We start from the raw sequence: 23,816 nt of genomic DNA, 5'->3' as shown, positions 1-23,816 counted from the left end.
TGCCAGCACAACCCTGGGTTTTTAGGGCGCCAGCCCTAAACAAAACGATACCCCACCCCCCATTCGGTCTGCAGGCGTTCGGCGAGGTCAGGGTCAAGCGTGGCAAGGCGGCTACGGAGGCGCCGGATATGCACATCAACGGTGCGCGTATCAAAAAAAGCCCCCTGCCCCCAGACCTGGCGCAAGAGGGCCTCGCGGGTAAAGACCTGGCCGGGATGCCGGAAGAGCAGTTCAAACAGCGCAAATTCGCGGGGGCGCAAGACAAGGTGCTGGTCGTGCAGCGCAACGCTCCGTCGCACTGGATCGAGGCTGAGATCAGTGCGTGCGGCGGGTGCAGCGGGTTGCTCGGCGACCTGGGCGCGCAGCGCTGCCACCGCTGCCATCCGCCGAAAGAGCACGCGCACACGGGCGACCAGTTCACGCAACGAAAAGGGCTTGACCATATAGTCATCAGCCCCAAGTTCAAGGCCAACGACCCGGTCGATCTCGTCGCCACGCGCCGTCAGAATAATCACGGACGCATCAATCAGGCGGGTACGCAACTGGCGCAACAACTCGAACCCATCCATACCGGGCAAGCCCAGATCAATCACAAAAAGCTCGGGCGTCACCGTGTCGAGCAAATGCAACGCCGCTTCACCGGAAGCCGCCGTCGTCACCGCGAAACCCTCGGCCTCGAGGCGCTCACGGATCGCGGTGACAATCGCGGCTTCATCTTCCACCAGCATGATCTGTTGCATACGCATAAAAGAATCAATGTTTGCCAAGCTCACCGTGTTGCCAGCGGATATTGCCGCGCAGCAGCAGATTGGACGAACGGAGCTTGTAGGCCAGATCAGCCGCAATATTGCGCATCACGAGATAGCCAATGCGTGGATTGCGCTCGCAGATCTGGGCAAAATCATGCTCGGTCAGCACCAGCAGGGTCGTTGCCTCAACACAGGTCACCGTAGCCGAACGAGTCGCACCACCAAGCAACACCATCTCACCAAAGCTCTGCCCCGTATAGAGCATGTTGATCGTATTGGGTGTCACAGTCCCATCTGGCTGGCGCGTCGTCAGCGCCACCCTGACGCAACCTGCGAGGATGATCATCATCTCATCGCCAGCATCACCCTCGCGAAAAACATCGGCACCATCAGCCAACCGACGCACTTTGCACACAGCAGCAACATGAAGCAACTCAACATCAGTGAGTCCTTGAAAAATCTCGATCCTCCGGAGGTGATCAAGCACACTCTGACCTGTACTCATGTCCCGTACCTCCTCGCCACATTGCTGCATTGTGGCGATTCAGTATACCACAAGGATCTTGTTGTTCTCTGGGAGAGGCAGCATACGCTAGGGCTAATGCAAAGTCCTCCTGATCATCCGCAGATTACGCAGATTACGCAGATTTAGAGCGTCCGCATCTGCGTAATCTGCGTAATCTGCGGACACTATTCTAACCCTACTGGGACTTCGCGCCAGCCCTGCAGTATACGCCTGATGCTGCTTCGTCCGCACGCCCTACATCCGAAACACCCCAAACTTCGTCGGCTCCACCGGGGCGTTTGCCGCCGCCGCGAGGCCCAGCGCCAGAACCTTGCGGGTGTCGGGTGGCACCAGGATGCCGTCGTCCCAGAGCCGTGCGGTGGCATAGTAGGGGCTGCCTTCATGGTCGTAGCGCGCCAGGATCGGTGCCATAAACGCCTCCTGCTCTTCCGGGGTCAGATCCTGACCTCGCGCCTGCAGCGCTTCACGCCGCACGGTCAACAGCACCATCGCCGCCTGCTGCCCACCCATCACGCTGATGCGCGCGTTCGGCCACATCCAAAGTTGCCGCGGTTGGTAGGCCCGCCCACACATGCCGTAGTTGCCCGCGCCAAATGAACCCCCAACAACCACGGTGAATTTAGGAACATTTGCACAGCTTACCGCAGTAACGAGCTTGGCACCATCTTTAGCAATGCCACCATTCTCATATTGCCGTCCCACCATAAAGCCGGTGATGTTCTGGAGAAAGAGGAGCGGGATGTTGCGTGAGGCACACAATTCGATGAAATGCGCCCCTTTCAACGAGCTTTCGCTAAAGAGAATCCCGTTATTGGCGAGAATCCCGACCGGAATGCCCTCAATATGCGCAAACCCACAGACCAGGGTTGTCCCATAACGGGTCTTGAATTCGTGCAAGCGACTGCCATCAACTAGGCGCGCAATAACCTCGCGGATATCGTAGCTCTTACGGCTATCGCGGGGCAGAATGCCATAGAGTTCTTCGGGATCGTAGCGTGGTGGCTCAGGGCTGCGCAGATCCCACGGCGGGCTGCGTCGTACGCCAAGGTGCGCCACGATATCGCGCACAATGCCCAGCGCCTCGCGGTCGTCGGCGGCAAAATGATCCGCAACCCCCGAAAGACGGGTATGCACATCGGCCCCACCCAGTTCTTCGGCAGTGACTGTTTCGCCCGTCGCCGCCTTGACCAGCGGCGGCCCCCCAAGAAAGATCGTCCCCGTATTTTTGACGATCACCACCTCATCGCTCATCGCCGGCACATACGCCCCACCCGCCGTACACGATCCCATCACACAGGCGATCTGCGCAATGCCCCGCGCCGAAAGCTGCGCCTGATTATAAAAAATCCGCCCAAAATGGTCACGGTCAGGGAAAACATCCGCCTGCATCGGCAAAAAAGCCCCGCCGCTATCCACCAGATAGATGCACGGCAAATGATTTTCAAGCGCGATTTCCTGTGCGCGCAGATGCTTCTTGACCGTTAACGGGTAATATGTCCCCCCCTTAACCGTCGCATCATTCGCCACAATCATCACCTCGCGCCCAGCGACACGCCCGATCCCCGCCACCACCCCGGCACCCGGGACAGCATCGGGATACACCTCATAGGCGGCCAGTGGGCCAATCTCGAGCCATGCAGTACCAGGGTCAAGCAAAAGATCGACGCGCTCACGAGCCAGCAATTTGCCGCGTTCGGTGTGTTTACGGCGCGCCTCATCGCTGCCGCCCTGCGCCGCCTCTGCCAGTCGCGCCTGCAATTCCTCTGCCAGGCCACGATGATACTCGGCATTCTCGCGAAACTCGGCACTGTGCGTATGCACATGACTATGAATGAGTGACATAAGCGTGTAGGGGGTCTTTCATCATTGATACATCCCAGAAGCAAGCCTGCCTTACTGTAGCAGACTTTTCGCCTTCAGCCAACTTGTGCCTGCCGGCATAGGACCCGCAGTAGGCTCCCAATATATGGTTCCGATAAGATGCCAGCTTCGCTGGCATCTTATCGGAACATGCAACCTTTGCCCACCATCCATCGTCATACACACCGTGGAGCGAAAACACAGATGCTGAAAGGATCTTGACAATGGCAGCGCAAACGGTCTATCAAACCGAGCGCGGGGTTCACCTCGTGCTACGGATACTCTATTTCTTTTTCTTTGGTCTTTGGTTTAGTGCCATCTGGGCCTCAATCGCATGGGTTTTGAGTGTTACAATTATTGGTTTGCCGCTTGGTCTCTGGATGCTCAACCGGCTGCCGCAGGTAACGACCTTGCGCCCGCAACGCAGCAGTCTGGTTGTGGCTGAAAATGGCTCAATCTACCATACCGATGTCAAGCAGCGCCCCTTCTTGATCCGGGCGATCTGGTTCTTGCTCGTTGGCTGGTGGTTCAGTGCCCTCTGGCTTGCGGCGGCATGGGCGCTCTGTACGGTCATTATCGGTATGCCCATCGGGTTCTTGATGTTCGACCGCGTGCCTGCGGTGATCACCCTGGCGCGCAGCTAAGCCAGCCCTCCGTCCACACGCAAACAGGTTGCGTGGCCGACCCAGGCAACCTGTTTATCACACTTCTGTCATTGACGAGGCCCAGCGCCCATGTTATGCTCGCTAAGCCGTCACGGTGTTGATGGCAAGGCAAGCAGACAATGTGAGCCAATTGTTTGGCAAAACTCAAAGAGGAGCGCCCAGATCTGGGCGCTCCTCTTCTTTTTTATCTGGAGGATCCATTATGCCAACTATTGCGTTAATTGCCCACGATGGCAAAAAGGCCGATATGGTTGCCTTTGCAACCTACAACCGCGAACGCTTGAAAACCTATAGCCTAGTCGCCACCGCCAGCACTGGCAAGCTGCTCAGCGAAAAGGTGGGCCTACCAGTCCGCTGTATGGCGAGCGGACCGTATGGCGGCGATGCGCAAATTGGGGCGCTCGTCGTCACCGGCGAAGTTGATGCGGTCATCTTTCTCGTCGATCCGCTCGACAAACATCCACACGATCCCGATATTCAGATGCTCATGCGGCTCTGCAACGTGCATAACGTGCCGCTGGCAACCAACGTCGCAACCGCCGATTGCCTCATCACCGTCGGCGATCTGCTGCCGGTGATGGGCAAACCCTTAAGCCTCCTCGAACTAGCCCAGAGCTAGACCCCAAGAACCATGGTGGTGCAGGCGCACGAGACTAGCTTTGCTAGCCTCGTGCGCCTGCACCAGCATTTTCACCTTAGCCCTTCCCGGGCGGCGGCTCTGTCACCAGCAATTCACGCAACAGATGGCTCTTGGGCGGAATCAGCGTAATCTCTGCCCCGCTCTCGGTGACATTTTGCAGTTCCAGGATCGTAAAGAGTGTATTGGCGATTTGCGGGTCGGCGCTGATTTCCCGTAGCGCCTGCCCGAGGATCTGCGGGCGAATCGCCTGCGCACGCGCAAACTCAATCGCCGCCCGTCGCTCGGCTGTGCTGGAGATAATGCTTACCTGATTCACGCCATCCTGGCTGATCGCCGAGGTCACCTGGCGCAACCGATTCACCACTTTTGCCTCGATCTGGCGGATCATACCCACATCGCGAAAGTGGACTTTACGGATATAGACCGAACCAAGCTGGTAGCCCCATTCTTGTGATTTGGGTGTGACCTCGCTGCGCACTACCTGGCTCATCGGGTGGCGGTTCTCAAGCATATCGGCCAGGGGCATATTGCTCAACGTCCGCACCACCGTGTTGCTCACATTCGCTGCCAGCGAACCCTGCGGGTCGGCGTTCTTGAAGAGATAGGAAATCGGGTCGCTGATCCCCATCTCGTACCAGACCCCGATCCCCATTGGGGCGCCCTCTTCCGAGTTGACCGGCTGACTGCGCAGATACCGCTGATCAAGGCGCATATCGAGCACATCGCAACGCCCAAAGAAGTTGATAATCAACGCCTGGGGACCCATTTCTAGCAATAGGATATGCAGGCCTGGCTCGCGGATCACGCCGACAACTTTGCCAAAGAGCGTGTAGACATGGCACGTCCCTTCGCGCACAACCGTGTAGATGCCAAAGAGCCGCACAAAACCGAGGAAGAGCGGCACCAGGATAAAGAGGAGGAGAAACGTCACCCCCGCCACCGAGAGAGATAGCCAGATCATCGCTCCACCTCCATAATGACACGCTCAGCTTTGCGGAAGAGGTTCAGGCGCACATTGCGGAGATACGCATCCAACGCGCCGGGGCCACTGATATCAAGTTGATGAAGTTGATCGGCCAGTGCTTTGAGCGGCTCGACTTCAGCCTGGGCCTTGAGGGTTTCGATTTCCACCGCCCGCTTCGATTGCACAATGGTCTGGTCAGCCCCCGCCTGGGCCAGGCTGATATCCGAAGAGACCTGGTTGTGGGCGGTATTGATTGCCGCCATCGCCGACTCAACCTCGCGTGGCGCATCAATCTCGGTGATAAGTGAAGCATCAAGCACAATGCCATACCGCACCGCCGACGAGAGACACTCACGATCCATATGTTCGTTCAGATCACGTAGATTCTTGCGCAAATCGTTGATCGACACCCCGCTAACAATGCTCGAGTCAACAGCAGATGCACTGAGTTCCGTTGTAATCGGCGGTAACACACCGAGTGGCGTAGGTGCCTCGAAGTTCGCAATGCGCTCACGCAGGATCGAGATGAAATAGCCCATCACATGCACCACCGGATTCTTGACCCCAAACAAATATGGATACAGATGGCGCTCGGAGACACGATACCGAATCTGGCCCTTCAAACCGACATTCAGCTGATCTTTCGTCACTGCTTCCAGAAACGTCCCACCGCCATTGGCCTTGGGATCTTCAAGATCCAGAGCCATATTGATCGTCTGGGTCGCAATCGACACCTTGTGAATACGCTCCCAGGGCCATTTGAAGTACGGCCCCCCCGGCATAATCACCCGCACCTGCGGATAACGATAGCGCTCACGCTCCTCGGGCCGCAAAAACTCCGTGAATGGATCTTCTGCTGCCTGACTCGCCGGTAGACGTTCCGCACGCCCAAAAATCGTCTTGACCGCACGCTCATTCTGGTTCACGGTATAGAAACTCAACATGATATACCGCACCACGAACCATCCGATGAAGCCCATCATGATCCCGATAATAACTGCACTCATAATGTGGTCACTGCTCCTCTTAAGGTTGTCGCCGAGGCGAACTGCATCGCGGCCAGCCTTGTTTCGTGCAAGACAACGTGAATCGAGAGGTCAGGGCAAAGCGCCCACCCTTATCATATACCACAGGCAGCACCTTTGTGAAGTACGCCCCCCCACAAAGCGGTATAATAAACTACAGAAATGGCACGGTTGCCAAAGGTTTACTAACGAACTTTTTACAAAAGAAATATTTTCATCTCTTGAATTGTTGCCAAGTACTAACGCTCAATGGCCGTTTATAAGCTTTTTTCTTTCCTAATCACACCATATAGTAAAACCTATTGTTCCCTTGCTCGAAAATAGGATCGTCGATGAGACCAGAACGCGATGGATGCGTTCCGGCTCAGCGCAGTGGAAGGCGCGTAACCATGGCTCAGATCTCTGCTTCGATGCGTGTTGGTCCAATGGCAACCTCAGCTTACACCCCGGTACGGCTCATTGGCCTCATTCTTGGCCCTCTCCTCTTTGCCCTTGTGCTCTTTTTGCCCGCACCCGCCGGTATGTCGCCTGAAGGCCAGAAGGTTGCCGCAACAACCTTCTGGATTGCCATCTGGTGGATGACCGAGGCCATCCCGATTCCCGTTACCTCGCTGTTGCCACTCGTGTTGCTTCCGCTTACCGGTGCCCTCAGTCCAGCCGAACTCTCGCCCGGCTATGCCAATCCGCTGATCTTTGTCTTTCTTGGTGGCTTTATGATTGCGCTCGCCCTCGAGCGCTGGTCACTCCATCGCCGGATCGCGCTTCGGATCATTACCGTGGTCGGGTGCAGCCCAACCCGCATTGTGCTCGGTTTTATGATCGCGACGGGCTTTCTTTCGATGTGGATTTCGAATACGGCAACGGCAATGATGATGGTGCCCATGGGCACCGCCGTGATCCTCCAGTTCACCGATCTGCTCAAACGTGATGGCAAAGCCGTCGATCAGGATACTGGCAGTCGCCTCGGGTTCGGTACCGCGCTTATGCTCGGGATCGCCTATTCAGCGTCGATCGGTGGCATTGCGACCCTTGTCGGCACGCCGCCCAATATTGTGCTTGCCGCCGCCGCCAGCGAGTTGCTTGGCTATCAGATTACGTTTGCCGAGTGGATGCTTGTTGGTGTGCCCTTTGCCATCGTTGGGTTGCTGGCAACCTGGTTCTACCTCACCAGGATTGCCTACAAAGCCAGCAATCAGGAGATCCCCGGTGGGCTTGATGTGGTGCGCAGTGAGTTGTCGCAACTCGGGCCAATGAGTTATGCCGAACGTGCGGTGTTGGTCGTTTTTGGTGCGGTGGCGTTAGCCTGGATCGTCCAGCCTTTTCTGCTTGCCCCGCTCTTTCCGATGGTCAATGATGCCGTGATCGCACTGATCGGGGCGGTGGTCCTCTTCGCCCTTCCCGCACGCAATCAAGAAGGAGCGCCAACCTTCTTGCTCACCTGGGAAGATGCGAAAAAGCTGCCGTGGGGCGTGGTGCTGCTCTTTGGGGGTGGTCTGGCCCTCGCCGATGCCTTCAAGAAGTCGGGCCTCGTTGATTGGCTCGGTGGGTCGCTCAGTGCGTTTAGCTCGCTCCCCAATCTCTTCTTGCTCGTTGTGGTGGTCGCAATGGTGATCTTCCTCACCGAGATCACCTCGAATACCGCTACCGCAACCATGCTGATGCCAGTGATGGTAGCCCTGGGGATGGCCGCCGGGATGCATCCGCTGCTGCTGATGGCCCCGGCCGCAATTGCCGCGTCCTGTGCCTTTATGCTGCCCGTTGCTACGCCACCCAATGCGATTGTCTTTGGCAGCGGTGCCGTCACGGTTCCACAGATGGCCCGCGCGGGTCTCTGGCTGAACCTCGCCAGCATTGTCCTCATCACCGTGCTTGGTTACTGGCTGATGCCCTTCGTGTGGGGGTTGTGAGGGAATGCTTGGCCCCCAACAAGTCAGCTACGCTGACTTGTTGGGGGCCAAGCATTCTTTGTAAGGCCCTGGCCCTTATCCCGTCGCATCCATGCGTGCGATCCAGAGCGCAGGCTGCTTGATCTCCTCCATCGTGGGCAGGTGCTCGACACGCTCCCATACCCGCGCACAGTAGGCCTGCCCACGCGCCTGGGTGACCGCGTTGACAAAGGCTTCACCCTGCTGATACTGCGCAAGCTTGAGATCCATGCCGGTGATCCGGTTGAAGACCTGTTCGATGATCGTCCGGGTTGATTGCCGCTGGGCCACCCGGTGCTCGATCTGCTCAAAGCTCGGCAAGAGCCGTTTGCCTACCGCATTCATCACGTGGTTGCCGTATCCCTCAACGAGCGACATCAACGCTTGGAGTTGCTCAAAGATGACCCGTTGCTGCGGGGTGAGCATCATCTCGATCCAGTGCTCGTTCGAACCCCAATTCTGGATAAGGCGCATCAAGAGCTGCGGCAAGTTGAGGCCCAATCCTTCGAGTTGATCATTCAACTGATCAAAGTATTGTTGCAACAGGTCACGGAAATGCTGACGTACCCACGGGTACGCTTCAAACTCAAAGGCGTGCGTCGTTTCATGCAACGCAATCCAGAGCCGAAAATCTTCGTCGTTCAACCCCAGTTGCCCCTGCACCCGGGCGATGTTTGGTTCAACAAAATAGAGCGCCCCGCCCGTCGCCGGATCAGGCGACAACAGGCTCAGGTCGTATTGTCCTAGCACCCGTCGGGCCAGAAAACCGAGCAACCCGCCCATTTGCAAGCCAAGCAGTTTGCTGTTCACGTCACTGAAGAGCATCGCCATGCTGTTCTGCGTTGCGTTGCGCTCGTAGATCGCCTCGATCGGGCGAAAGAGATGCTCAAACGAAGTGAAGTTCGCCTCAAGCCACTCGCGCCGATCATGAACATACACCCGGTTGATTGGCTCGGGCAATTCTACCCCGAGGTATTCGGCAATCAGTGGCTCACTCTGCTTCACCAAACGCAGATACTGCGCCTCGCGAAACGATCGCTCGATCAACGGTGCCTCTTCCCATTGCGACACCCGCAAGGCCATGGCCCGCGCTTGATCCCAGTCAATCAGACTCGTCTGCTGACGCTCAGCGCGTGTGCGCGTCTCCATATAATAACGTGCGGCGGCGCCAGCGACTGCCCCGATCAGGAGCATACCGCCTAGACGACGTAGATCAGTTCCAGGCTTCGCCACGACGATTTCCTTTCTCGCGAAATCCAACATAATAACAGCCAGTGTAGCACGGATGCCCGAACCCTGTCCAATCATTTGACAGCCTCCCTACCCCATGCTATACTCGTTGAGTGCGTGCGGGGGCGTAGCTCAGTTGGGAGAGCGCGACAATCGCACTGTCGAGGTCAGGAGTTCGAGCCTCCTCGCCTCCACCACACACACAACGGGGCCATAGCTCAGTTGGGAGAGCGCAACACTGGCAGTGTTGAGGTCTGGGGTTCGAACCCCCATGGCTCCACCACAAGCAACAAAGCGAGACGCCGAGCAAAATGCTCGGCGTCTCGCTTTGTCTGTTGATGAGCGGGCTTTATGCCTGATCCGGCTGCGTACGCGCCGCTGCTTCGAGTAGCTGCAAAATCCGCGGTACCATAGCCGCGGGGTTCTGGTGCAAGCCCTCGATCAACAGGGCATTATCGTAGAGCTGCTCGGCGGCGGCGGTGACAATCGGGTCGTTCACATCAGCCTCGACCCGCTGCGCCAGCGCTGCGACCAGGTTGTGGCTCAGGTTCAACTCGAGAATGCGCGGTGCCGCGTCAGCTTCGCGTCCCAGCATCTGCTGGATCCGCTGCATTTCGCGCCCCATCATATCGTCGTCACTCACCAGGCGCGCCGGGCTGTCACGCAACACCTTCGACGCGCGCACGGTTTTGACCTTTTCACCCAGGATCGCAGCCAGGCGCTCGGCCAGCGGCGTGAATTGCGCTTCGCTAATCTGTGGTTCTGGCGCTGCCACCTCGCCCGGCAATTCCAGGTCGGCCTCATCAACATTGCGCAGCTTCAAGCCTTCGTATTCACGCAACCCCGAAAGCATAAAGCCATCCATGAGGTCGGTCAACAACACGACCTCGATCCCCCGTGCCTTGAACGGATCAAGGTGTGGGCTCGTCGCAGCAGCTTCGAGACTCGCCGCCAGCACATAGTAGATCTCTTGCTGCCCATCAATAATCCGACTCTTGTACTGACCCAGGGTTACCAATTCGCCATCGCTCCGGGTCGTCTGAACGCGCAATAGCTTGAGCAGTTCGTTCCGACTTTCGTAATCAGTGGCAATACCCTCTTTGATAAAGACGCCGAACTCTTGCCAGAAGGCCTTGAATGCGTTCGCATCCTTATCAGCCAGATCATTCAACTCGCGGTGCAACCGGCTCGTCAACGTCTTCCGGATGCGCTGCATCACCGGTGACGACTGCACACTCTCACGCGATACATTCAGGGGCAAGTCTTCACTGTCAACCACACCCTCGATAAAACGGAAGTAGGCAGGCAACAGATCCTTCGCCTCTTCGAGGATCAAGACCTTGCGCGAATAGAGTCGAACCTTGCCTTCGATCCGGCGCTCGATCAAGCCACGCTCGCGTTTGCCAGGAATAAAGAGCACACTATGCAAATCAACCGGCACATCAGTCGAAAGATGCACATGCAGCATTGGCTCGTCTGGCTCGAACGTCAATTGCCGATAGAGATTCTGATACTCCTCGGCTTCGACCTCACGCGGAGCGCGCCGCCAGAGCGCCTTGCGCTGATTGATCTGCCGGTCACCACTATAGATGGGAAAGGCAACAAAATCTGAATGTCGTTTCACGATCTGTTCGAGACGCCAATCATTGGCAAACTCGGCAGCATCTTCCTTCAAATGGAGCGTAATCGAGGTGCCGCGTTCTTCACGTTCAGCCGAACCAATGGTGTAGCGATCGTCACCCGTGCTTTCCCATATGGCGGCCTCGGCCTCGGGACGGTACGAACGCGACACAACGGTCACCTTATCAGCGACCATAAAGACTGAGTAGAAACCAACGCCAAACTGGCCGATCATCTCGCTCGCCGTCGCCTTGCTGGCGTCCTTGGTCTTTTCAACAAACGCACGCGCACTCGACTGGGCAATCGTGCCAAGGTGATCAATCAGTTCCTCACGGGTCATACCCGTCCCGGCATCAGTGATCGTCACCGTCCGTGCGTCTTTATCGGCACTCAACCAGATCGCCAGTTCGGCTTCGGGATCGCGCACATCACGGTTGGTCAGCATCTCAAACTGCATCCGATTAAGCGTATCCGATGCATTCGAAATCAACTCACGCAGAAAAATCTCACGATCGGTATAGAGCGAATGGGCCAGAATTTGCAACACCTGTTGCACCTCGGCCTTGAAGGTCTTCGCCTCGACCTGAGGCACCTCAGTCGGCTCGGTCGTCATATACCAGCACTCCTTGCTTTTTCAAAAATAATTCTCCCTATTGTACCGCATCCCCATCCTTCACTTTTCAACGTCATGCTGGTGGGCACCTACGGTGCCCACCAGCATGTACTATAGATCACGAAGTGTTAGAATCACATTAACACGAGACTAACAAACTATATATAGTTCAGCCTGAAGACCGAGCAAAAGCCCATTGACAAGCCCTCTGGCCTATGTTATCCTTGCGCATAGTAACGATGAAATAATGCAGAGACGGAACGGAAGGAGCACGCAACATGACAATAGGAATCAACAGTGCGAACGTCGGCGTTGCCGATACGGGCCTTGTGGTTCGGGTCGTTGTTGCCCGCGCCACCGAGAGGGTCAGCCAGATCCCATTCCGCCTGCTCAGGAGCTAACAACTCCCCTGATACGATGAGCAACAGGCTGTGGGTGGCTGATCAGCACCCGCAGCCTTTTTTGATCAAAAAAGGCCGTGGTGTGCCCAGCACCCACGGCCTTTTTGTCTTGACAACGAGTCCGCAGCAAGCACCTTTGTTTTAGCTGGTACAACCACCAGCCAAATAATCTACCCACAAACAGGCAGGAGCCATCCTATGATACAGCTTGATGTTGCAGAAATGACCACGCGCACGCCATCGGAGGAACTCGACAACATCCCAATGGGGAGGTCAGCCTTGCTTATTTTAGAGCGTGACGGCTCACTGCATCAATATTCCCCTGCCCAGGGCCATTCTGCCCCCTCGCAGGCAATGATAAATCTCCATCCAGAAGAGGCAAAACCGGGTTTGATCGATCATCTACTCACCTTTGCCTTTGATATCCTTGGCGTTACCAAGCTGGAGTTGCGTATCCATGAACAGCCAGAAGCTTGAGGCAATGATGAGCAGCACAGAGCAGACGCCAACTCGCCCGGATCGCTTGCTCGGTACGGTCTTGCGCGCCCAGAGTGGCTTTTTCTGGGTACAGACCAGTACCGAGACGGTGATCTGCAAGCTTCGCGGGCGTTTGAAACGCGAACGCCAGTCGAGTGATATCGCCGTCATCGGCGATCAGGTTGAAATTACGCTTGTCGGCAACGGCGAAGGTGCGATCGAAAGCGTCTACCCGCGTCGCTCCAAACTCGCCCGCCGCGCCGCCGGGACACGAGGTGCCTATAAAGAAGATGTCCTCGTGGCGAATGTTGACCAGGTTCTGCTCACATTCGCATGCGCCCAACCCGCCTTTACGCCTCGTATGCTCGATCGTTACCTTGTGATCTGCGAGCATAGCGGCCTTGAAGCCATTATCGTCGCGACCAAAATTGACCTAGTGGATCAGGCGGTTGCGACCCAACTCTTTGCCCCCTACGAACACATCAACTACCGTGTACTCTATGTCTCAAATCAGACCGGGCAGGGCCTGCAGGCAGTCCGCGACACCCTCGCCGGGCGCATCAGCGTCGTCACCGGCAAATCCGGGGTCGGCAAATCAAGCCTACTCAACGCGCTGCAACCCGACCTCCACCTCGACACGGGAACCATCAGCACAGCGCTCAACAAAGGTCGCCATGTCACCACCGTTGCCGAGTTGATCGCCCTCGAGCTACCTGACAAGGGCTATGTTGCCGACACCCCCGGCATTCGCGAAATCGGCCTCTGGCAAGTCCCTGCCGAAGAGCTCGACTGGTGTTATCGCGAACTACGTCCCTACCTCGGCCAGTGCTATTTTGCTGGCTGTAGCCATATTCACGAACCAGACTGCGCCGTTCGTACCGCTGTGACCGCTGGCAAGATTGATCACGCCCGCTACGACAGCTATGTGAGGCTGCGCCAGGGCGAAAGTTAAACGGGAGTAGAACTGATCATGCCGAAAATTCGCATCAATCTGCGTGAACTGAATAACCTGGACGCTCTGGATCTGATCGAAGAGACGGACGAACTGCTCGAACGTGAAGAGCGGGGCGGTGAAGAAAAAGAAAAGCGGCCAATCAACCCGGTTGCCCTGCAACGCCGTCAAGAGGGTCGCAAATGGGGCAAGGAAGTCAACCGCATCATGCGCGAACGCAAACAGTCGCGCTAAGCGCATAGGTGAGATGCTTGGGGGCCTACGGCCCCCAAGCATCTCACTTAGACCTCAAGGATCGGCCCCTCGCGGGCCGCCTCAAGTCGCAACGACGACCCTAGCGCCACGAGTTCAGCCCGGTACTGCGCCACCAGGGCATCGAGTTGGGCATCGGTACGCGTTGGTGCATGGTGATAGAGCAAGAGTTGTTCAACCCGCGCTTGCTGTGCCACCTCGATCGCATCTTCGACGCGACTATGCCCATAATCTTCGACCTCTTCGGCCCGCGTATACGGGGCACTGTGGATCAGCACCGTCGCCCCCTCGGCAAAATGCACGGCCTTCCGCCAGATCTGCTCATCACTGTAGCGCACATCGGTCATATAGACCACCGTTCGCCCGTGCTCTTCGATCCGATAGGCCCAGATTGGCGAATGCTTGTGCTGCGACAGCGGCATCGCCCGTACCGTCAGCCTTCCGATCTGAAGGGGATGCGTTGAGATCGGCTCAAAGCTATGCGTGGCCGCCATATGCGCCAGGCCATAGACTGGTGAATAGACCGGCGAGAGAATGCCATCATAAACCATGCGCAAGGAACCGCGGGTACTGTCGGGGCCATAAATTTTTAGTTTATTGCCCGGTGTGTGAACCAACCCCGGAAACGGCAAGCCTAGCAGGTGATCCCAGTACGTATGGCTGATCAACAGGGTCAACTCACCCCGCCCTTCGCCAAATTCCCGTTGCATCAACTCATCGCCAAAGCGACAAAAGCCGGTTCCACTATCAAGTACCAGCAATTCGTCGTGGGCACCATAGATCACGACACAACACGTATTGCCCCCATACTCCAGATACGCCGCCCCCGGGGTTGGCACATACCCACGCACCCCCCAGAACTGAAGCTTCATAGCGCTTCCTCTTTGTCTAGTACCATTCCCTCAAAGGCAGCGCGGATCACAAGGGGTGGCCTGGCTAGGGCTGACTGCTCGGCGAGGATCTGGTCAACTTCATCATCCGATCGGTGCGGATCATGATGAAAGAGTAATAATTCGCGTACGCCTGCTGCTTCAGCGATCTCACGCGCCTGACTTGCGGTGCTATGCCCCCAGTGGGGAAACTGCGCATACTGAGCATCGGTAAACTGAGCATCATAGAGCATCCAATCCGCATCACGGGCGAGTTCAATAATCGCCTCACGCATGGCGGCCAGTTCTTGCAACTCTACATCCGAATCAGTCGGCCGCCCTCGCCAGTTGATCCGTTCATCACCAAAAAGTACGGTGTGAAATGGCCCCGTATCAGGAATAAAAACCAGGCTCGCTGCCTCGGTCTCCAGACGATACGCGAGCGCCCGGTACGGGTGATTTGTCCGTGCCGTGCTTACCTGCACCGAACCAAGGTTGAAACAAGATCCCTGATCAATTTCGTGGAAGTGTAATTCGGCCCGTAAATCCTCGAGACTCATCGGTAACAACGGATCAGTCAAGGCATTGGCAATCGTCGTACGCAGCGTCGATTGGGTACGAGCCATACCAAAGATATCAATGCGGTACTCTGGTTGATAAATGGGCTGAAAAAAAGGAAAACCAATAATATGATCCCAGTGGGTATGGGTCATCAACAGGTCAAGTTGCCGTGGCGGCGCAGACTCAGCCGCCAGCGCTTCCCCCAGCAGCCGCAGTCCCGTCCCCGCATCAAGCACAATGCACCGATTAGTGGTACGCACCTCGACACACGTTGTATTGCCTCCATAACGAAGCATTGAACGATGTGCTACCGGGTACGAGCCACGGGTTCCCCAGATACGTACTCTCATGCCCTCGATCCAGAAGTCCTTCGCATAGTATGCTATAGTGTACAGGATAAATGCAATCTGTGTGGTAGTTTACCAGTTTCTAAAGGTGTTTGTATACGTGCTCGCAGCGACGCTGCGGGCACGTATACGGCCCTTCACCAAGGTATCTTTTGTTCGTCATGACGATCATGACCAAGGAGACACAGTGAAACGGATCAAAGTAGGGGTGCAACTCCATCCTCAGCATACCACATGGGCCTCGTTTGCCGATGCCGTGCGCCACGCCGAGGCCCTGGGATGTGATACGATCTGGAACTGGGATCATTTCTTTCCACTCTATGGTGATCCCCAGGGTCCTCATTTTGAAGGGTGGACCGTGTTGACCGCCATGGCAACGCTGACGACCCGTGCTGAAATCGGATGTCTAGTCTCGTGCAATAGCTATCGCAATCCTGCGCTGCTCGCGAACATGGCCAAGACGATTGATCATATCAGTGGCGGACGCCTCATCTTTGGCATCGGGGCGGGCTGGTTCGAGCGCGATTATGAGGAGTATGGCTATCCTTTTGGCACCGCACCTGATCGGCTGCGAGCCCTCAAAGAGGCGCTACCAATTATCAAGCAGCGTTGGGAGGTGGAAATTCCGCCCCCTGTACGCCCGATTCCCATTTTGATTGGTGGAGGTGGCGAAAAAGTCACCCTCAAGCTCACCGCCCAGCATGCCCAGATCTGGCATGGCTTTGGCACCCCCGATGTTATACGCCACAAACATGCTGTCCTGGATGCCTGGTGCGCCGAGCTTGGCCGCGACCCTGCCGAGATTGAGCGCAGTATCTCGCCGAGCAAAGGTGAAAGCCTCGAAGCCTATCTTGAAGCAGGTGTAACCCATTTCATCTATGGGATGGGTGAGCCATGGGATTTTGGCCCGGTGGAAGAAGCCTTGCGCTGGCGTGATGCGCAATAACTCCCGGAAAAAGCCAGCTACGCTGGCTTTTTCCAGCGCATCTCACGCGTCGCGTGGCAATTGTTGCGCGTGCCCTTCAAGCCGCCAGAGGATGCGCTGCACCACCTGCGCATCAAACGCAACCTGCGCATTCTGCTGCGGATCGGTTGGCTCAAAGAGGCCACGGCCTTCGGCGTCAAAACTATTCGCCACATACACCAGCGCCTCTTCGCGCACCTCGCGCTCAAGCGCCAGGTGTTGACGATAGAGATGCCGCATCAATTCTGGTGACGGCCTGAGATTACGGAGTTCGCGCCGCCCGAGGATCGCGAGCAGACGTGCGCGGGCCTCACCAGGATCGCGCGTAGTTGCTGCCAGCATCACCCGCTGCAGCCCCACCGGTGGCGGGAGGAGCCTGGGAACAACGGTACCCGTTGCGAGGGAAGGACTAAACTGGATCTGTCCTGCGTGGCGTAACACCTGATCAGCCAGGGGGGAATTGACCTGCGGCACATTGATCGTCGCCGTCAGAAAGCAATTACGCGGTACCACCGGATGTTGCGCTGGTGGCAACCCACTCAAGACGAGACGCCGCTCGCCGTGTGGCTCTACCCGCAACAGCCGACTCAGATAGAGATCGAGTTCTTCGAGGGTCAGCCCTTTGAGCAGCACCAGATAGGCTTTGCCCGCGTTTTCTGGCACCGCCGCCTCGTGCATCGTTTCGAGCAACTGACTGATACCAAAGCGCGCATGAATATCGCGGTAGTAGGTACTCTGCGTACCGTGGCCTGTCCAACTATCCGACCCGATTGTCACAAACTGCCCACTATCCTGGCCGACGAGCGAAGCCGCCACCCCAGCCGCCAGGGCTGCCTTGCCCGCGCCTTCGCGGCCAGTCAGCACCACAAACGGGTTCGTCTTCAATGACACATAGTAGGCAACAAGCAGGGAACGTGAAAAGAGGCTTCCGAGATCATCAACCAGCCTGGCAACGAGTTGTTGCTCACCACTGCCAGCACAACGAGCGCGATAGACTGAACCAGGCGAGGTCATTGTGTTGACAGGGTGCGTCAACTTCCCCTGGCCTACACTGGCCTGACCACTGGCGTCTTTGCCAATGGTATGGAAGTTATAAGCAATCATAGGCTCCTATCCAAGGCGAATATCTGAGGCATCACCAATGTTCAGTTCGTGACTGATCCCATCGACATAAGCCTTATCTCCTATCAGACTCCCCGACATAATCACAGATTGGATTTGCGCACCAGCGTTCACAATCGTATTTTGGATAATAGATGTACGAATGACCGCCCCCTCTGCGACCGAAACATACGGACCAACCACCGAATTTTCAATCACCGCATTGGGTGCGATATGCACGGGGGGAATAATCACCGAGCGCATCCCATCCACCATGAGGCTATGCCCGTGGTCTAACAGATACCGATTGGTATCCAACAGCGCCTCGACGGTGCCGCAATCACGCCACATCGGCACTGCTTCGGCATGCAAAATCTCACCCCGTTCAATCATCACCTGCAACGCATCGGCCAGATAGTACTCGCCTTTCGTCTGGATGTTGTGCTCCATAATATAGCAGATCGCATCCATCAAACGCTGCGCTTCAGGCACATAATAGAAGCCCACGACCGCCAGGTTCGAGACCGGCTCGATTGGTTTTTCCACCAGACGAACAATGCGCCCCTGCTCAACGACGGCTACGCCAAAACGACGTGGGTCATCAACTTCTTTGCAGTAGATAATGCCTTCGCTGGGATGGGTAGCCAGGCGCTCTTTGTCAATGCCAACGAGGCCATCACCAAACACCACCAGCAACGGGCCACTAATTTCATTGGCAAGATAAATCGCATCGGCCTGACCACGCATTTCCTTTTGCACAAGAAAGCGCAGCGGAATATGACCGTAATTTTGACAGACAAATTCTTCGATCTGCTTGCCTAAATAGCCTGTCACACAAATAAGTTCGTCAATCTGCAAATGGAGGAGATCATCAATAATATGCGCGAGTACTGGTTTGCCTGCAACCTGCACCAGCGGTTTTGGCTTGCTAAACGTATGAGGCCGCAAACGCGTACCCAACCCCGCCGTCAAGATCATAACCCGCATAGCTTCAGTTCCTTGATGCGCACGTACCGCCGCAACATCCTGATCCGCATCCCCCACCAGCAGGCGCACTCATTGCCGACACCTCTGAAGGCAATGAACCCCCACGGCTATGCGCAGCAAAGACCGATAACTGGCGGTGAACATGCTCGCTTCCACAGGCGGGACAGGCAATGCCCTTGTCATCCTGATCCATCCGGCGCAAGAGATCAAAGTGACTATGACACACGGCACAGCCATACTCATACATTGGCATAGGGCTACCTCGAAATAGAACCTGATTTCCAGTTTGTAGCTTCCGTACCTTGATTATACCACGCCACTGCCCAATATGGAACCTTGACAGCACGAAACGGACATGGTACGATTCCGCCACTTCAATAATGGATAAACTCACCCAAGACACGGGTATTTCTTCCCCATGTGCCGACCCACTGATGTGTCGGAGTAACGACCATTTGCTCTACAGAAACTCCTCGGCTGAACGCAATGAAGCTGCGGGCCGCTGAATTTGCCGCCTTGCAATGGGGGCGCTCTCACGCACCCAGGAGAATGCCTATCGCGCTATTTATGGTGTTCTTTGCGCTGGCTTTTGTGATAGCTTTGCTTGCTGAAGGAGTATCTTCTTATGAACAAATTGAACTGGCGTAGCAGCCTGGCCGTAGGTATGCTGCTGGCGCTGCTCTTGCCCATCCTGGCCGCATGTGGTGGTGGGACGGCAACTGTCCCGACCACGCCACCCGCACCCGAGGCAGCTACGACTGCACCGGCCCCTGATACGCCCACGACGCCCCCGGCCCCTGATACGCCCACGACGCCCCCGGCCCCCAGTACCGGTACGGCTCAAGCCGGTGTGCTGCGGATCAATACCGGGAATGAACCTGATAATGTCGATCCACAGAAGTCAAGCTTCGTGTCTGAGATTCAGTTCATCATGATGGCCTATCAGGCCTTGATGACGTTCGATGGCAATATGGAACCCATCCCTGCTGCCGCTGAAAGCGTCGAGACCTCGGCTGATGGCTTGAAGTACACCTTCAAGCTGCGCCCCGATGGTCAGTATAGCGATGGTACACCCGTGACGGCCCAGAATTTTGAGTATGCCTGGCGCCGCCTCGCTGACCCCGAGACGGCCGGTGAGTATCAGTCATTGCCATGTGGCATCATCAAGGGCTATAGCGAGTATTCCGCCACGGCCTGTGAAGGCATGGAGATGGAGGAAGCCCTGGCGCGTGACCAGGACGAGTTGCTGGCGAACTTCGGCGTCAAGGCCATTGATGACCTGACCCTCGAAATTGAACTCGTCGCCCCGGCCCCCTATTTCCTCTCGATGGCCGCCCTCTGGATTGGTGCCCCAGCACGCGAGCAGGATATCGCCAAGGGTGACGACTGGTGGTACTACCCCGAGAATTATATCGGCAACGGCCCCTTTATTATGACCGAGTGGGACCACGGCAATCGGGCTGTCTGGGAAGCCAATCCCAATTATGCCGGGCCACTTGGCCCCGTCGCGCTGCAGCGTGTCGAGTACTATATGATCACCGAAAGCCAGGTCGCCTTCCAGGCTTATCAAAACGGTGAACTCGATATGCTCGCCGTGGCCCCCGAAGATCTCCAAGCTGTGCAAAGCGATCCGACGCTGAGCCAGGAGCTCTTGCCGGTCAGTGGTTCCTGTACGTTCTACTTTGGCTTCAATACGACCAAAGCACCCTTCGAGGATCTCAAGGTGCGGCAGGGCTTTGCCCAGGCGTTTGACCGCGAAGCCTGGAACCGTGATATCTTTGGTGGCCTCGGCAGCGTGGCCTACAGCTTTATCCCCCCTGGCTTCCCTGGCTACCAGCCCGAGTTGCGCCTGTGGGAATTTGATCCTGAAGCGGCCAAAGCGCTGATCGCCGAGTCTTCGTATGGTGGCGTCGAAAACTTGCCCGAGATCAAGTTGACCTACTCGGCCAGTGCCCGCAATAATGCCCGCTTCGAGTGGATGGCTGGTCAGTTGAAGACCAACCTGGGCATTGATGCTGTCCTTGACCCGATTGATCCCACCGCTTTCTCGGCAGCGACCAAGGACAATCCACCCCAGATGTTCTCACTCGGTTGGTGCGCCGATTATCCCGATCCCCAGAACTGGATCTCACTCTTCCAGACCAATGGTCTGCTGAGCACCCGGGTCGGCTATTCCAACCCCGAGTTTGATGCCCTGGTCATCCAGGCTGATGTCGAGCAGGATCCCGTCAAACGGGCCGAGCTCTATGCTCAGGCGCAAGAGATCCTGGTGACGGATGCACCGGTTGCCTTCACCCGCAACGACGGTGGCTACGAACTTGTCAAGCCCTATGTCCAGGGTGTCACCGGCGAGACGATTACGCCGATTGATTACTGGTACGGCTTCTTCAACATGCCGAATGTCGATGTCCAGCCCTAATTAGGGTTTAGGGGGGGTTTTTCGCTGGAGCAGCGCCAGCATAGCTGGCGCTGCTCCAGCGAAGAAGTCGGGTTTTGGGGGCGCAGCCTCCAGGCCATTTTCCAAGCGAAGGAACCGGTTAGGGGGGCAACCCCCAGTCTTTTCCCAAGCGAAGCAGTTGGTTTTGGGGGCGCAGCCTCCAGTCTTTTCACGTATGCTGGGGCAAACGGCCAGCGAAGTTGGCCGTTTGCCCCAACATACGCACCGGGTTGTTAGGGCGACCGCCCTCAACATGATGCGCATGGGGCCGCAGGCCCCAAACCCCTTGAGCGGAGCATAACGTTATGACGGCGTATATTATTCGTCGCATTCTCTGGCAGATCCCAGTGCTGGTTATTGTTGGTCTGCTGACCTTTGGTATCGCTAAAATGACGCCTGGGGGACCATTTGATACCGATCCAACGCGCCGTCAGATGTCACCACAGGTAGAGGCGGTGTTACGGGATCGCTTTGGCATGGATCTGCCCTTCTGGCGCCAATTTACGCGGTATATGTTTCTCGATGTCGTCACCGATCCAAAGACTGGTGAACAAGCGATCCGCTGGGGCGCGATCGGTGGAAACTTCGGGCCAACCTATAGCTCGCGTGGGGCGCGTACGGTGCAGCAAGAGCTATTTGGCGATCGTGGAGGCAAGCCGAGCCGCTTTTATTATTCGGCACGCTTGGGGGTACAGGCACTGCTCTTTGCCGTGCTGCTTGGCATTCCGATGGGCGTGCTTGCCGCGCTTAAACAGAATACCTGGATTGATTATCTGGTGCTCCTGACCTCAACCTTCTTTGTGTCGCTTTCAACCTTGATTGTTGGTTTTCTGCTTGTCTTGATCTTTGCAAGCTGGTTGAAGTGGTTTACCGTCTTGCCCAATTGGAATGACCCGATCCGCCCGTGGATTCTGCCCACGATTGCGCTCGGCTCAACCTCGCTCGGCTTTATTACCCGCCTGACTCGCTCGAGTGTCCTTGAGGTCAAACGGCAAGATTATGTGCGCACCGCGCAAGCCAAGGGCCTCAATGATCAGGTCGTTGTCTGGCGGCATATGTTGAAAAATGCGGTGCTGCCCGTCATTACAATCCTTGGGCCACTCTCGGCTGCGTTGATTACCGGCACGCTCTACACCGAAATTATTTTTCAGGTTCCCGGCATGGGCTCGCTCTTGATCGAAGCCATCGGCAAACGTGATTATTCGATGATCATGGCCGGCGCACTCGTCTTTGTCTTTTTTCTTGGCCTCGCCAATCTGATCGTAGACATTGCCTACGGTGTGGTTGATCCGCGAATCAGCTATAAATAAGGGCGAGCCTCTGTCCCCACTACGCGGGGCACAGCCCTCACCAACGGAGTACAACCATATGGCAACTACGGCCCGTCCAGCGTCAGCGCTTGAAGAGCTCAACCTCACGGCAACAAAACCTCGAAGCCTTTGGGGGGATGCGTGGCGACGGCTCCGCCGCAATAAGGCGGCCATGCTTGGGATCACGGTGGTGCTGCTTTATGTGCTTGTCGCACTTGCGGCACCCTGGCTTGCGCCCAAAAATCCGGTCACCCAGACTTCCAATAACAGCCTTCGCCCCCCGATCTGGGTCACCGACAATCCAAACCGCCAGCCGAATCCTGAACATATTCTCGGTACCGATACCAATGGCCGCGATATTCTGAGCCGCCTGATCTTTGCGACACGCGTCTCCTTGATCGTGGGGGTGGTGCCACAGATTATTATTGTGGTGATCGGGGTCGGCATTGGCCTCGTGGCCGGGTTTCGAGGCGGGTGGGTTGATAATCTCTTGATGCGCTTGACTGAAATTGTCGCATCCTTCCCCGATCTGCTCTTCATTATTACGCTCACGGTGGCCTTCCGCGAGACTTTATTTGGCAAGGCGTTCAATGGTCTGCTGTTGATCTTTACCGCCCTGGCTGTGGTTGGCTGGACGAGCCTCGCCCGCCTTGTGCGTGGGCAGGTGCTCTCGCTCAAGGAGAAGGAGTTTGTCGAGGCAGCCAAAGCGCTCGGCATACCGACGAGCCGCATTCTCGTGCGCCATATTTTGCCCAACACCCTCGCCCCGATCATTGTGGCGGTTTCGTTCAGTATTCCCAGCCTGATCCTGGCCGAAGCGATTCTGACCTTTCTCGGGGTCGGGATGCGGCCTTCGGTGGATCCAGCCAATCCGTTGCCGACCAGCCTTGGTCAGATGATGACTGATGGGTTCAATAATCTCAGTTCTGGACCGTGGATGCTGCTCTTCCCCGTCTTGATGCTCTCGACCCTTGTGATCTCTTTCACGTTCCTTGGCGATGGGTTGCGCGATGCGCTTGATCCGCGGGATGCGGGGCGTTAGGAGGGGGGAAGCACCCCAAGGCATCCTCCTTGTCACCCCGAGCGCAGCGAGGGGTCTTCCCTGCGCCGCAGGGAAGATTCCTCACTCCGTTCGGAATGACATGGCTGGCGTTGGCACCCCCGCCGCGCCCGCCCTGGCACTCCGCTGCGCCCGCCCTGGCACCCCGCTGCGCTCGCCCTGTCACTCCGCTGCGCCCGCCCTGGCACCCCGAGCGGAGCGAGGGGTCTTCCATGCGCCGCAGCGAAGATTCCTCACTCCGTTCGGAATGACATGGCTGGCGTTGGCACCCCCGCCGCGCC

At 56.8% G+C, this 23,816-nt stretch carries 23 protein-coding genes and 2 tRNA genes; 13 read left to right on the top strand and 12 right to left on the bottom strand.

Features of this window, described 5'->3' with window-relative positions; all coding sequences use genetic code 11:
* Positions 1 to 35: 35 nt before the first annotated feature.
* The 3 genes from EYB53_RS08300 to EYB53_RS08290 all read right to left on the bottom strand — a co-directional run bounded on the left by EYB53_RS08300 (position 36) and on the right by EYB53_RS08290 (position 3,117).
* Positions 36 to 746, bottom strand: coding sequence for a response regulator transcription factor (locus EYB53_RS08300; RefSeq protein WP_254150973.1), 711 nt, complete (start codon positions 744 to 746; stop codon positions 36 to 38).
* A 7-nt stretch (positions 747 to 753) separates the two neighbouring features.
* Entirely contained in the window at positions 754 to 1,254 is a 501-nt protein-coding gene (locus tag EYB53_RS08295; RefSeq protein ID WP_135477732.1) for a Crp/Fnr family transcriptional regulator, read from the bottom strand.
* 255 nt (positions 1,255 to 1,509) lie between these two features.
* Positions 1,510 to 3,117, bottom strand: a complete 1,608-nt coding sequence (locus EYB53_RS08290; protein ID WP_135477731.1) for a carboxyl transferase domain-containing protein — start codon at positions 3,115 to 3,117, stop codon at positions 1,510 to 1,512.
* Positions 3,118 to 3,359: 242 nt separating this feature from the next.
* On the opposite strand from EYB53_RS08290, the gene EYB53_RS08285 reads away from it, so the two are divergent.
* Both EYB53_RS08285 and EYB53_RS08280 read left to right on the top strand, forming a co-directional pair.
* Positions 3,360 to 3,779, top strand: coding sequence for a YccF domain-containing protein (locus EYB53_RS08285; protein WP_135477730.1), 420 nt, complete (start codon positions 3,360 to 3,362; stop codon positions 3,777 to 3,779).
* Positions 3,780 to 4,002: 223 nt separating this feature from the next.
* Positions 4,003 to 4,419: a methylglyoxal synthase gene (locus EYB53_RS08280; RefSeq protein ID WP_135477729.1), complete on the top strand. Its 417-nt coding sequence runs from the start codon at positions 4,003 to 4,005 to the stop codon at positions 4,417 to 4,419.
* Between the two features lie 76 nt (positions 4,420 to 4,495).
* On the opposite strand, the gene EYB53_RS08275 is transcribed toward EYB53_RS08280, so the two are convergent.
* Together EYB53_RS08275 and EYB53_RS08270 are read right to left on the bottom strand one after the other, a co-directional pair.
* Positions 4,496 to 5,401: an SPFH domain-containing protein gene (locus EYB53_RS08275; RefSeq protein WP_135477728.1), complete on the bottom strand. Its 906-nt coding sequence runs from the start codon at positions 5,399 to 5,401 to the stop codon at positions 4,496 to 4,498.
* Positions 5,398 to 6,411 (bottom strand): SPFH domain-containing protein, encoded by a 1,014-nt coding sequence (locus tag EYB53_RS08270; RefSeq protein WP_135477727.1) that lies wholly within the window; start codon positions 6,409 to 6,411, stop codon positions 5,398 to 5,400. Before EYB53_RS08270 ends, EYB53_RS08275 begins: the two co-directional genes overlap by 4 nt.
* 407 nt (positions 6,412 to 6,818) lie before the next feature.
* On the opposite strand from EYB53_RS08270, the gene EYB53_RS08265 reads away from it, so the two are divergent.
* On the top strand, positions 6,819 to 8,336 hold the full coding sequence (locus tag EYB53_RS08265; protein ID WP_167857310.1) for an SLC13 family permease: 1,518 nt from the start codon (positions 6,819 to 6,821) through the stop codon (positions 8,334 to 8,336).
* A 75-nt stretch (positions 8,337 to 8,411) separates the two neighbouring features.
* Here EYB53_RS08265 and EYB53_RS08260 read toward each other — a convergent pair whose 3' ends face one another.
* Entirely contained in the window at positions 8,412 to 9,587 is a 1,176-nt protein-coding gene (locus EYB53_RS08260) for an Rv3626c family coenzyme F420 biosynthesis-associated protein (RefSeq protein WP_371879085.1), read from the bottom strand.
* A 118-nt stretch (positions 9,588 to 9,705) separates the two neighbouring features.
* Here EYB53_RS08260 and EYB53_RS08255 point away from each other — a divergent pair.
* Both EYB53_RS08255 and EYB53_RS08250 read left to right on the top strand, forming a co-directional pair.
* A tRNA-Ala gene (locus EYB53_RS08255) sits at positions 9,706 to 9,781 on the top strand.
* A gap of 10 nt (positions 9,782 to 9,791) precedes the next feature.
* Positions 9,792 to 9,867 (top strand) — tRNA-Ala (locus EYB53_RS08250).
* A 66-nt stretch (positions 9,868 to 9,933) separates the two neighbouring features.
* Here EYB53_RS08250 and htpG read toward each other — a convergent pair.
* Positions 9,934 to 11,817 (bottom strand): molecular chaperone HtpG, encoded by a 1,884-nt coding sequence (htpG, locus tag EYB53_RS08245; protein ID WP_135477725.1) that lies wholly within the window; start codon positions 11,815 to 11,817, stop codon positions 9,934 to 9,936.
* Positions 11,818 to 12,095: 278 nt separating this feature from the next.
* Here htpG and EYB53_RS26030 point away from each other — a divergent pair, with 278 nt between their 5' ends.
* From EYB53_RS26030 to EYB53_RS08230, 4 genes are all read left to right on the top strand, one after another.
* Entirely contained in the window at positions 12,096 to 12,218 is a 123-nt protein-coding gene (locus EYB53_RS26030) for a hypothetical protein (RefSeq protein WP_256439679.1), read from the top strand.
* A gap of 198 nt (positions 12,219 to 12,416) precedes the next feature.
* Complete coding sequence (locus EYB53_RS08240) at positions 12,417 to 12,695, top strand: hypothetical protein (RefSeq protein ID WP_135477724.1); 279 nt, start codon at positions 12,417 to 12,419, stop codon at positions 12,693 to 12,695.
* Entirely contained in the window at positions 12,676 to 13,647 is a 972-nt protein-coding gene (gene rsgA, locus EYB53_RS08235) for a ribosome small subunit-dependent GTPase A (RefSeq protein ID WP_254150972.1), read from the top strand. Before EYB53_RS08240 ends, rsgA begins: the two co-directional genes overlap by 20 nt.
* 18 nt (positions 13,648 to 13,665) lie before the next feature.
* On the top strand, positions 13,666 to 13,881 hold the full coding sequence (locus EYB53_RS08230) for a hypothetical protein (RefSeq protein ID WP_135477723.1): 216 nt from the start codon (positions 13,666 to 13,668) through the stop codon (positions 13,879 to 13,881).
* A 47-nt stretch (positions 13,882 to 13,928) separates the two neighbouring features.
* On the opposite strand, the gene EYB53_RS08225 is transcribed toward EYB53_RS08230, so the two are convergent.
* Together EYB53_RS08225 and EYB53_RS08220 are read right to left on the bottom strand one after the other, a co-directional pair.
* A complete protein-coding gene (locus EYB53_RS08225) occupies positions 13,929 to 14,771 on the bottom strand; it encodes an MBL fold metallo-hydrolase (RefSeq protein ID WP_135477722.1) in 843 nt (280 codons plus the stop codon).
* Complete coding sequence (locus tag EYB53_RS08220) at positions 14,768 to 15,679, bottom strand: MBL fold metallo-hydrolase (protein ID WP_135477721.1); 912 nt, start codon at positions 15,677 to 15,679, stop codon at positions 14,768 to 14,770. The genes EYB53_RS08225 and EYB53_RS08220 overlap by 4 nt, the downstream gene beginning before the upstream one ends.
* Before the next feature lie 184 nt (positions 15,680 to 15,863).
* Between EYB53_RS08220 and EYB53_RS08215 the strand changes: the two genes are divergently transcribed.
* The gene (locus EYB53_RS08215) at positions 15,864 to 16,622 is read left to right on the top strand and encodes an LLM class F420-dependent oxidoreductase (RefSeq protein WP_135477720.1); all 759 of its coding nucleotides are present in this window, start codon (positions 15,864 to 15,866) and stop codon (positions 16,620 to 16,622) included.
* A 42-nt stretch (positions 16,623 to 16,664) separates the two neighbouring features.
* Here EYB53_RS08215 and EYB53_RS08210 read toward each other — a convergent pair whose 3' ends face one another.
* The 3 genes from EYB53_RS08210 to EYB53_RS08200 are packed head-to-tail and all read right to left on the bottom strand — an operon-like array spanning position 16,665 to position 18,975.
* A complete protein-coding gene (locus tag EYB53_RS08210) occupies positions 16,665 to 17,744 on the bottom strand; it encodes a hypothetical protein (RefSeq protein ID WP_135477719.1) in 1,080 nt (359 codons plus the stop codon).
* Between the two features lie 6 nt (positions 17,745 to 17,750).
* A complete protein-coding gene (locus EYB53_RS08205; protein WP_135477718.1) occupies positions 17,751 to 18,728 on the bottom strand; it encodes a sugar phosphate nucleotidyltransferase in 978 nt (325 codons plus the stop codon).
* Between the two features lie 4 nt (positions 18,729 to 18,732).
* Positions 18,733 to 18,975, bottom strand: coding sequence for an FmdB family zinc ribbon protein (locus tag EYB53_RS08200; RefSeq protein ID WP_254150977.1), 243 nt, complete (start codon positions 18,973 to 18,975; stop codon positions 18,733 to 18,735).
* A 378-nt stretch (positions 18,976 to 19,353) separates the two neighbouring features.
* Between EYB53_RS08200 and EYB53_RS08195 the strand changes: the two genes are divergently transcribed.
* The 3 genes from EYB53_RS08195 (at position 19,354) to EYB53_RS08185 (ending at position 23,517) form a co-directional block, all read left to right on the top strand.
* Positions 19,354 to 21,147: a peptide ABC transporter substrate-binding protein gene (locus EYB53_RS08195; RefSeq protein WP_135477716.1), complete on the top strand. Its 1,794-nt coding sequence runs from the start codon at positions 19,354 to 19,356 to the stop codon at positions 21,145 to 21,147.
* A gap of 323 nt (positions 21,148 to 21,470) precedes the next feature.
* Positions 21,471 to 22,475, top strand: a complete 1,005-nt coding sequence (locus tag EYB53_RS08190; RefSeq protein WP_135477715.1) for an ABC transporter permease — start codon at positions 21,471 to 21,473, stop codon at positions 22,473 to 22,475.
* A gap of 58 nt (positions 22,476 to 22,533) precedes the next feature.
* Positions 22,534 to 23,517, top strand: a complete 984-nt coding sequence (locus EYB53_RS08185) for an ABC transporter permease (RefSeq protein ID WP_135477714.1) — start codon at positions 22,534 to 22,536, stop codon at positions 23,515 to 23,517.
* Positions 23,518 to 23,816: the final 299 nt, after the last annotated feature.

Origin of the sequence: Candidatus Chloroploca mongolica (assembly GCF_004762035.2) — a bacterium.
Lineage (GTDB): Bacteria > Chloroflexota > Chloroflexia > Chloroflexales > Chloroflexaceae > Chloroploca > Chloroploca mongolica.
This window is presented reverse-complemented; position numbering and strand designations above follow the sequence as displayed.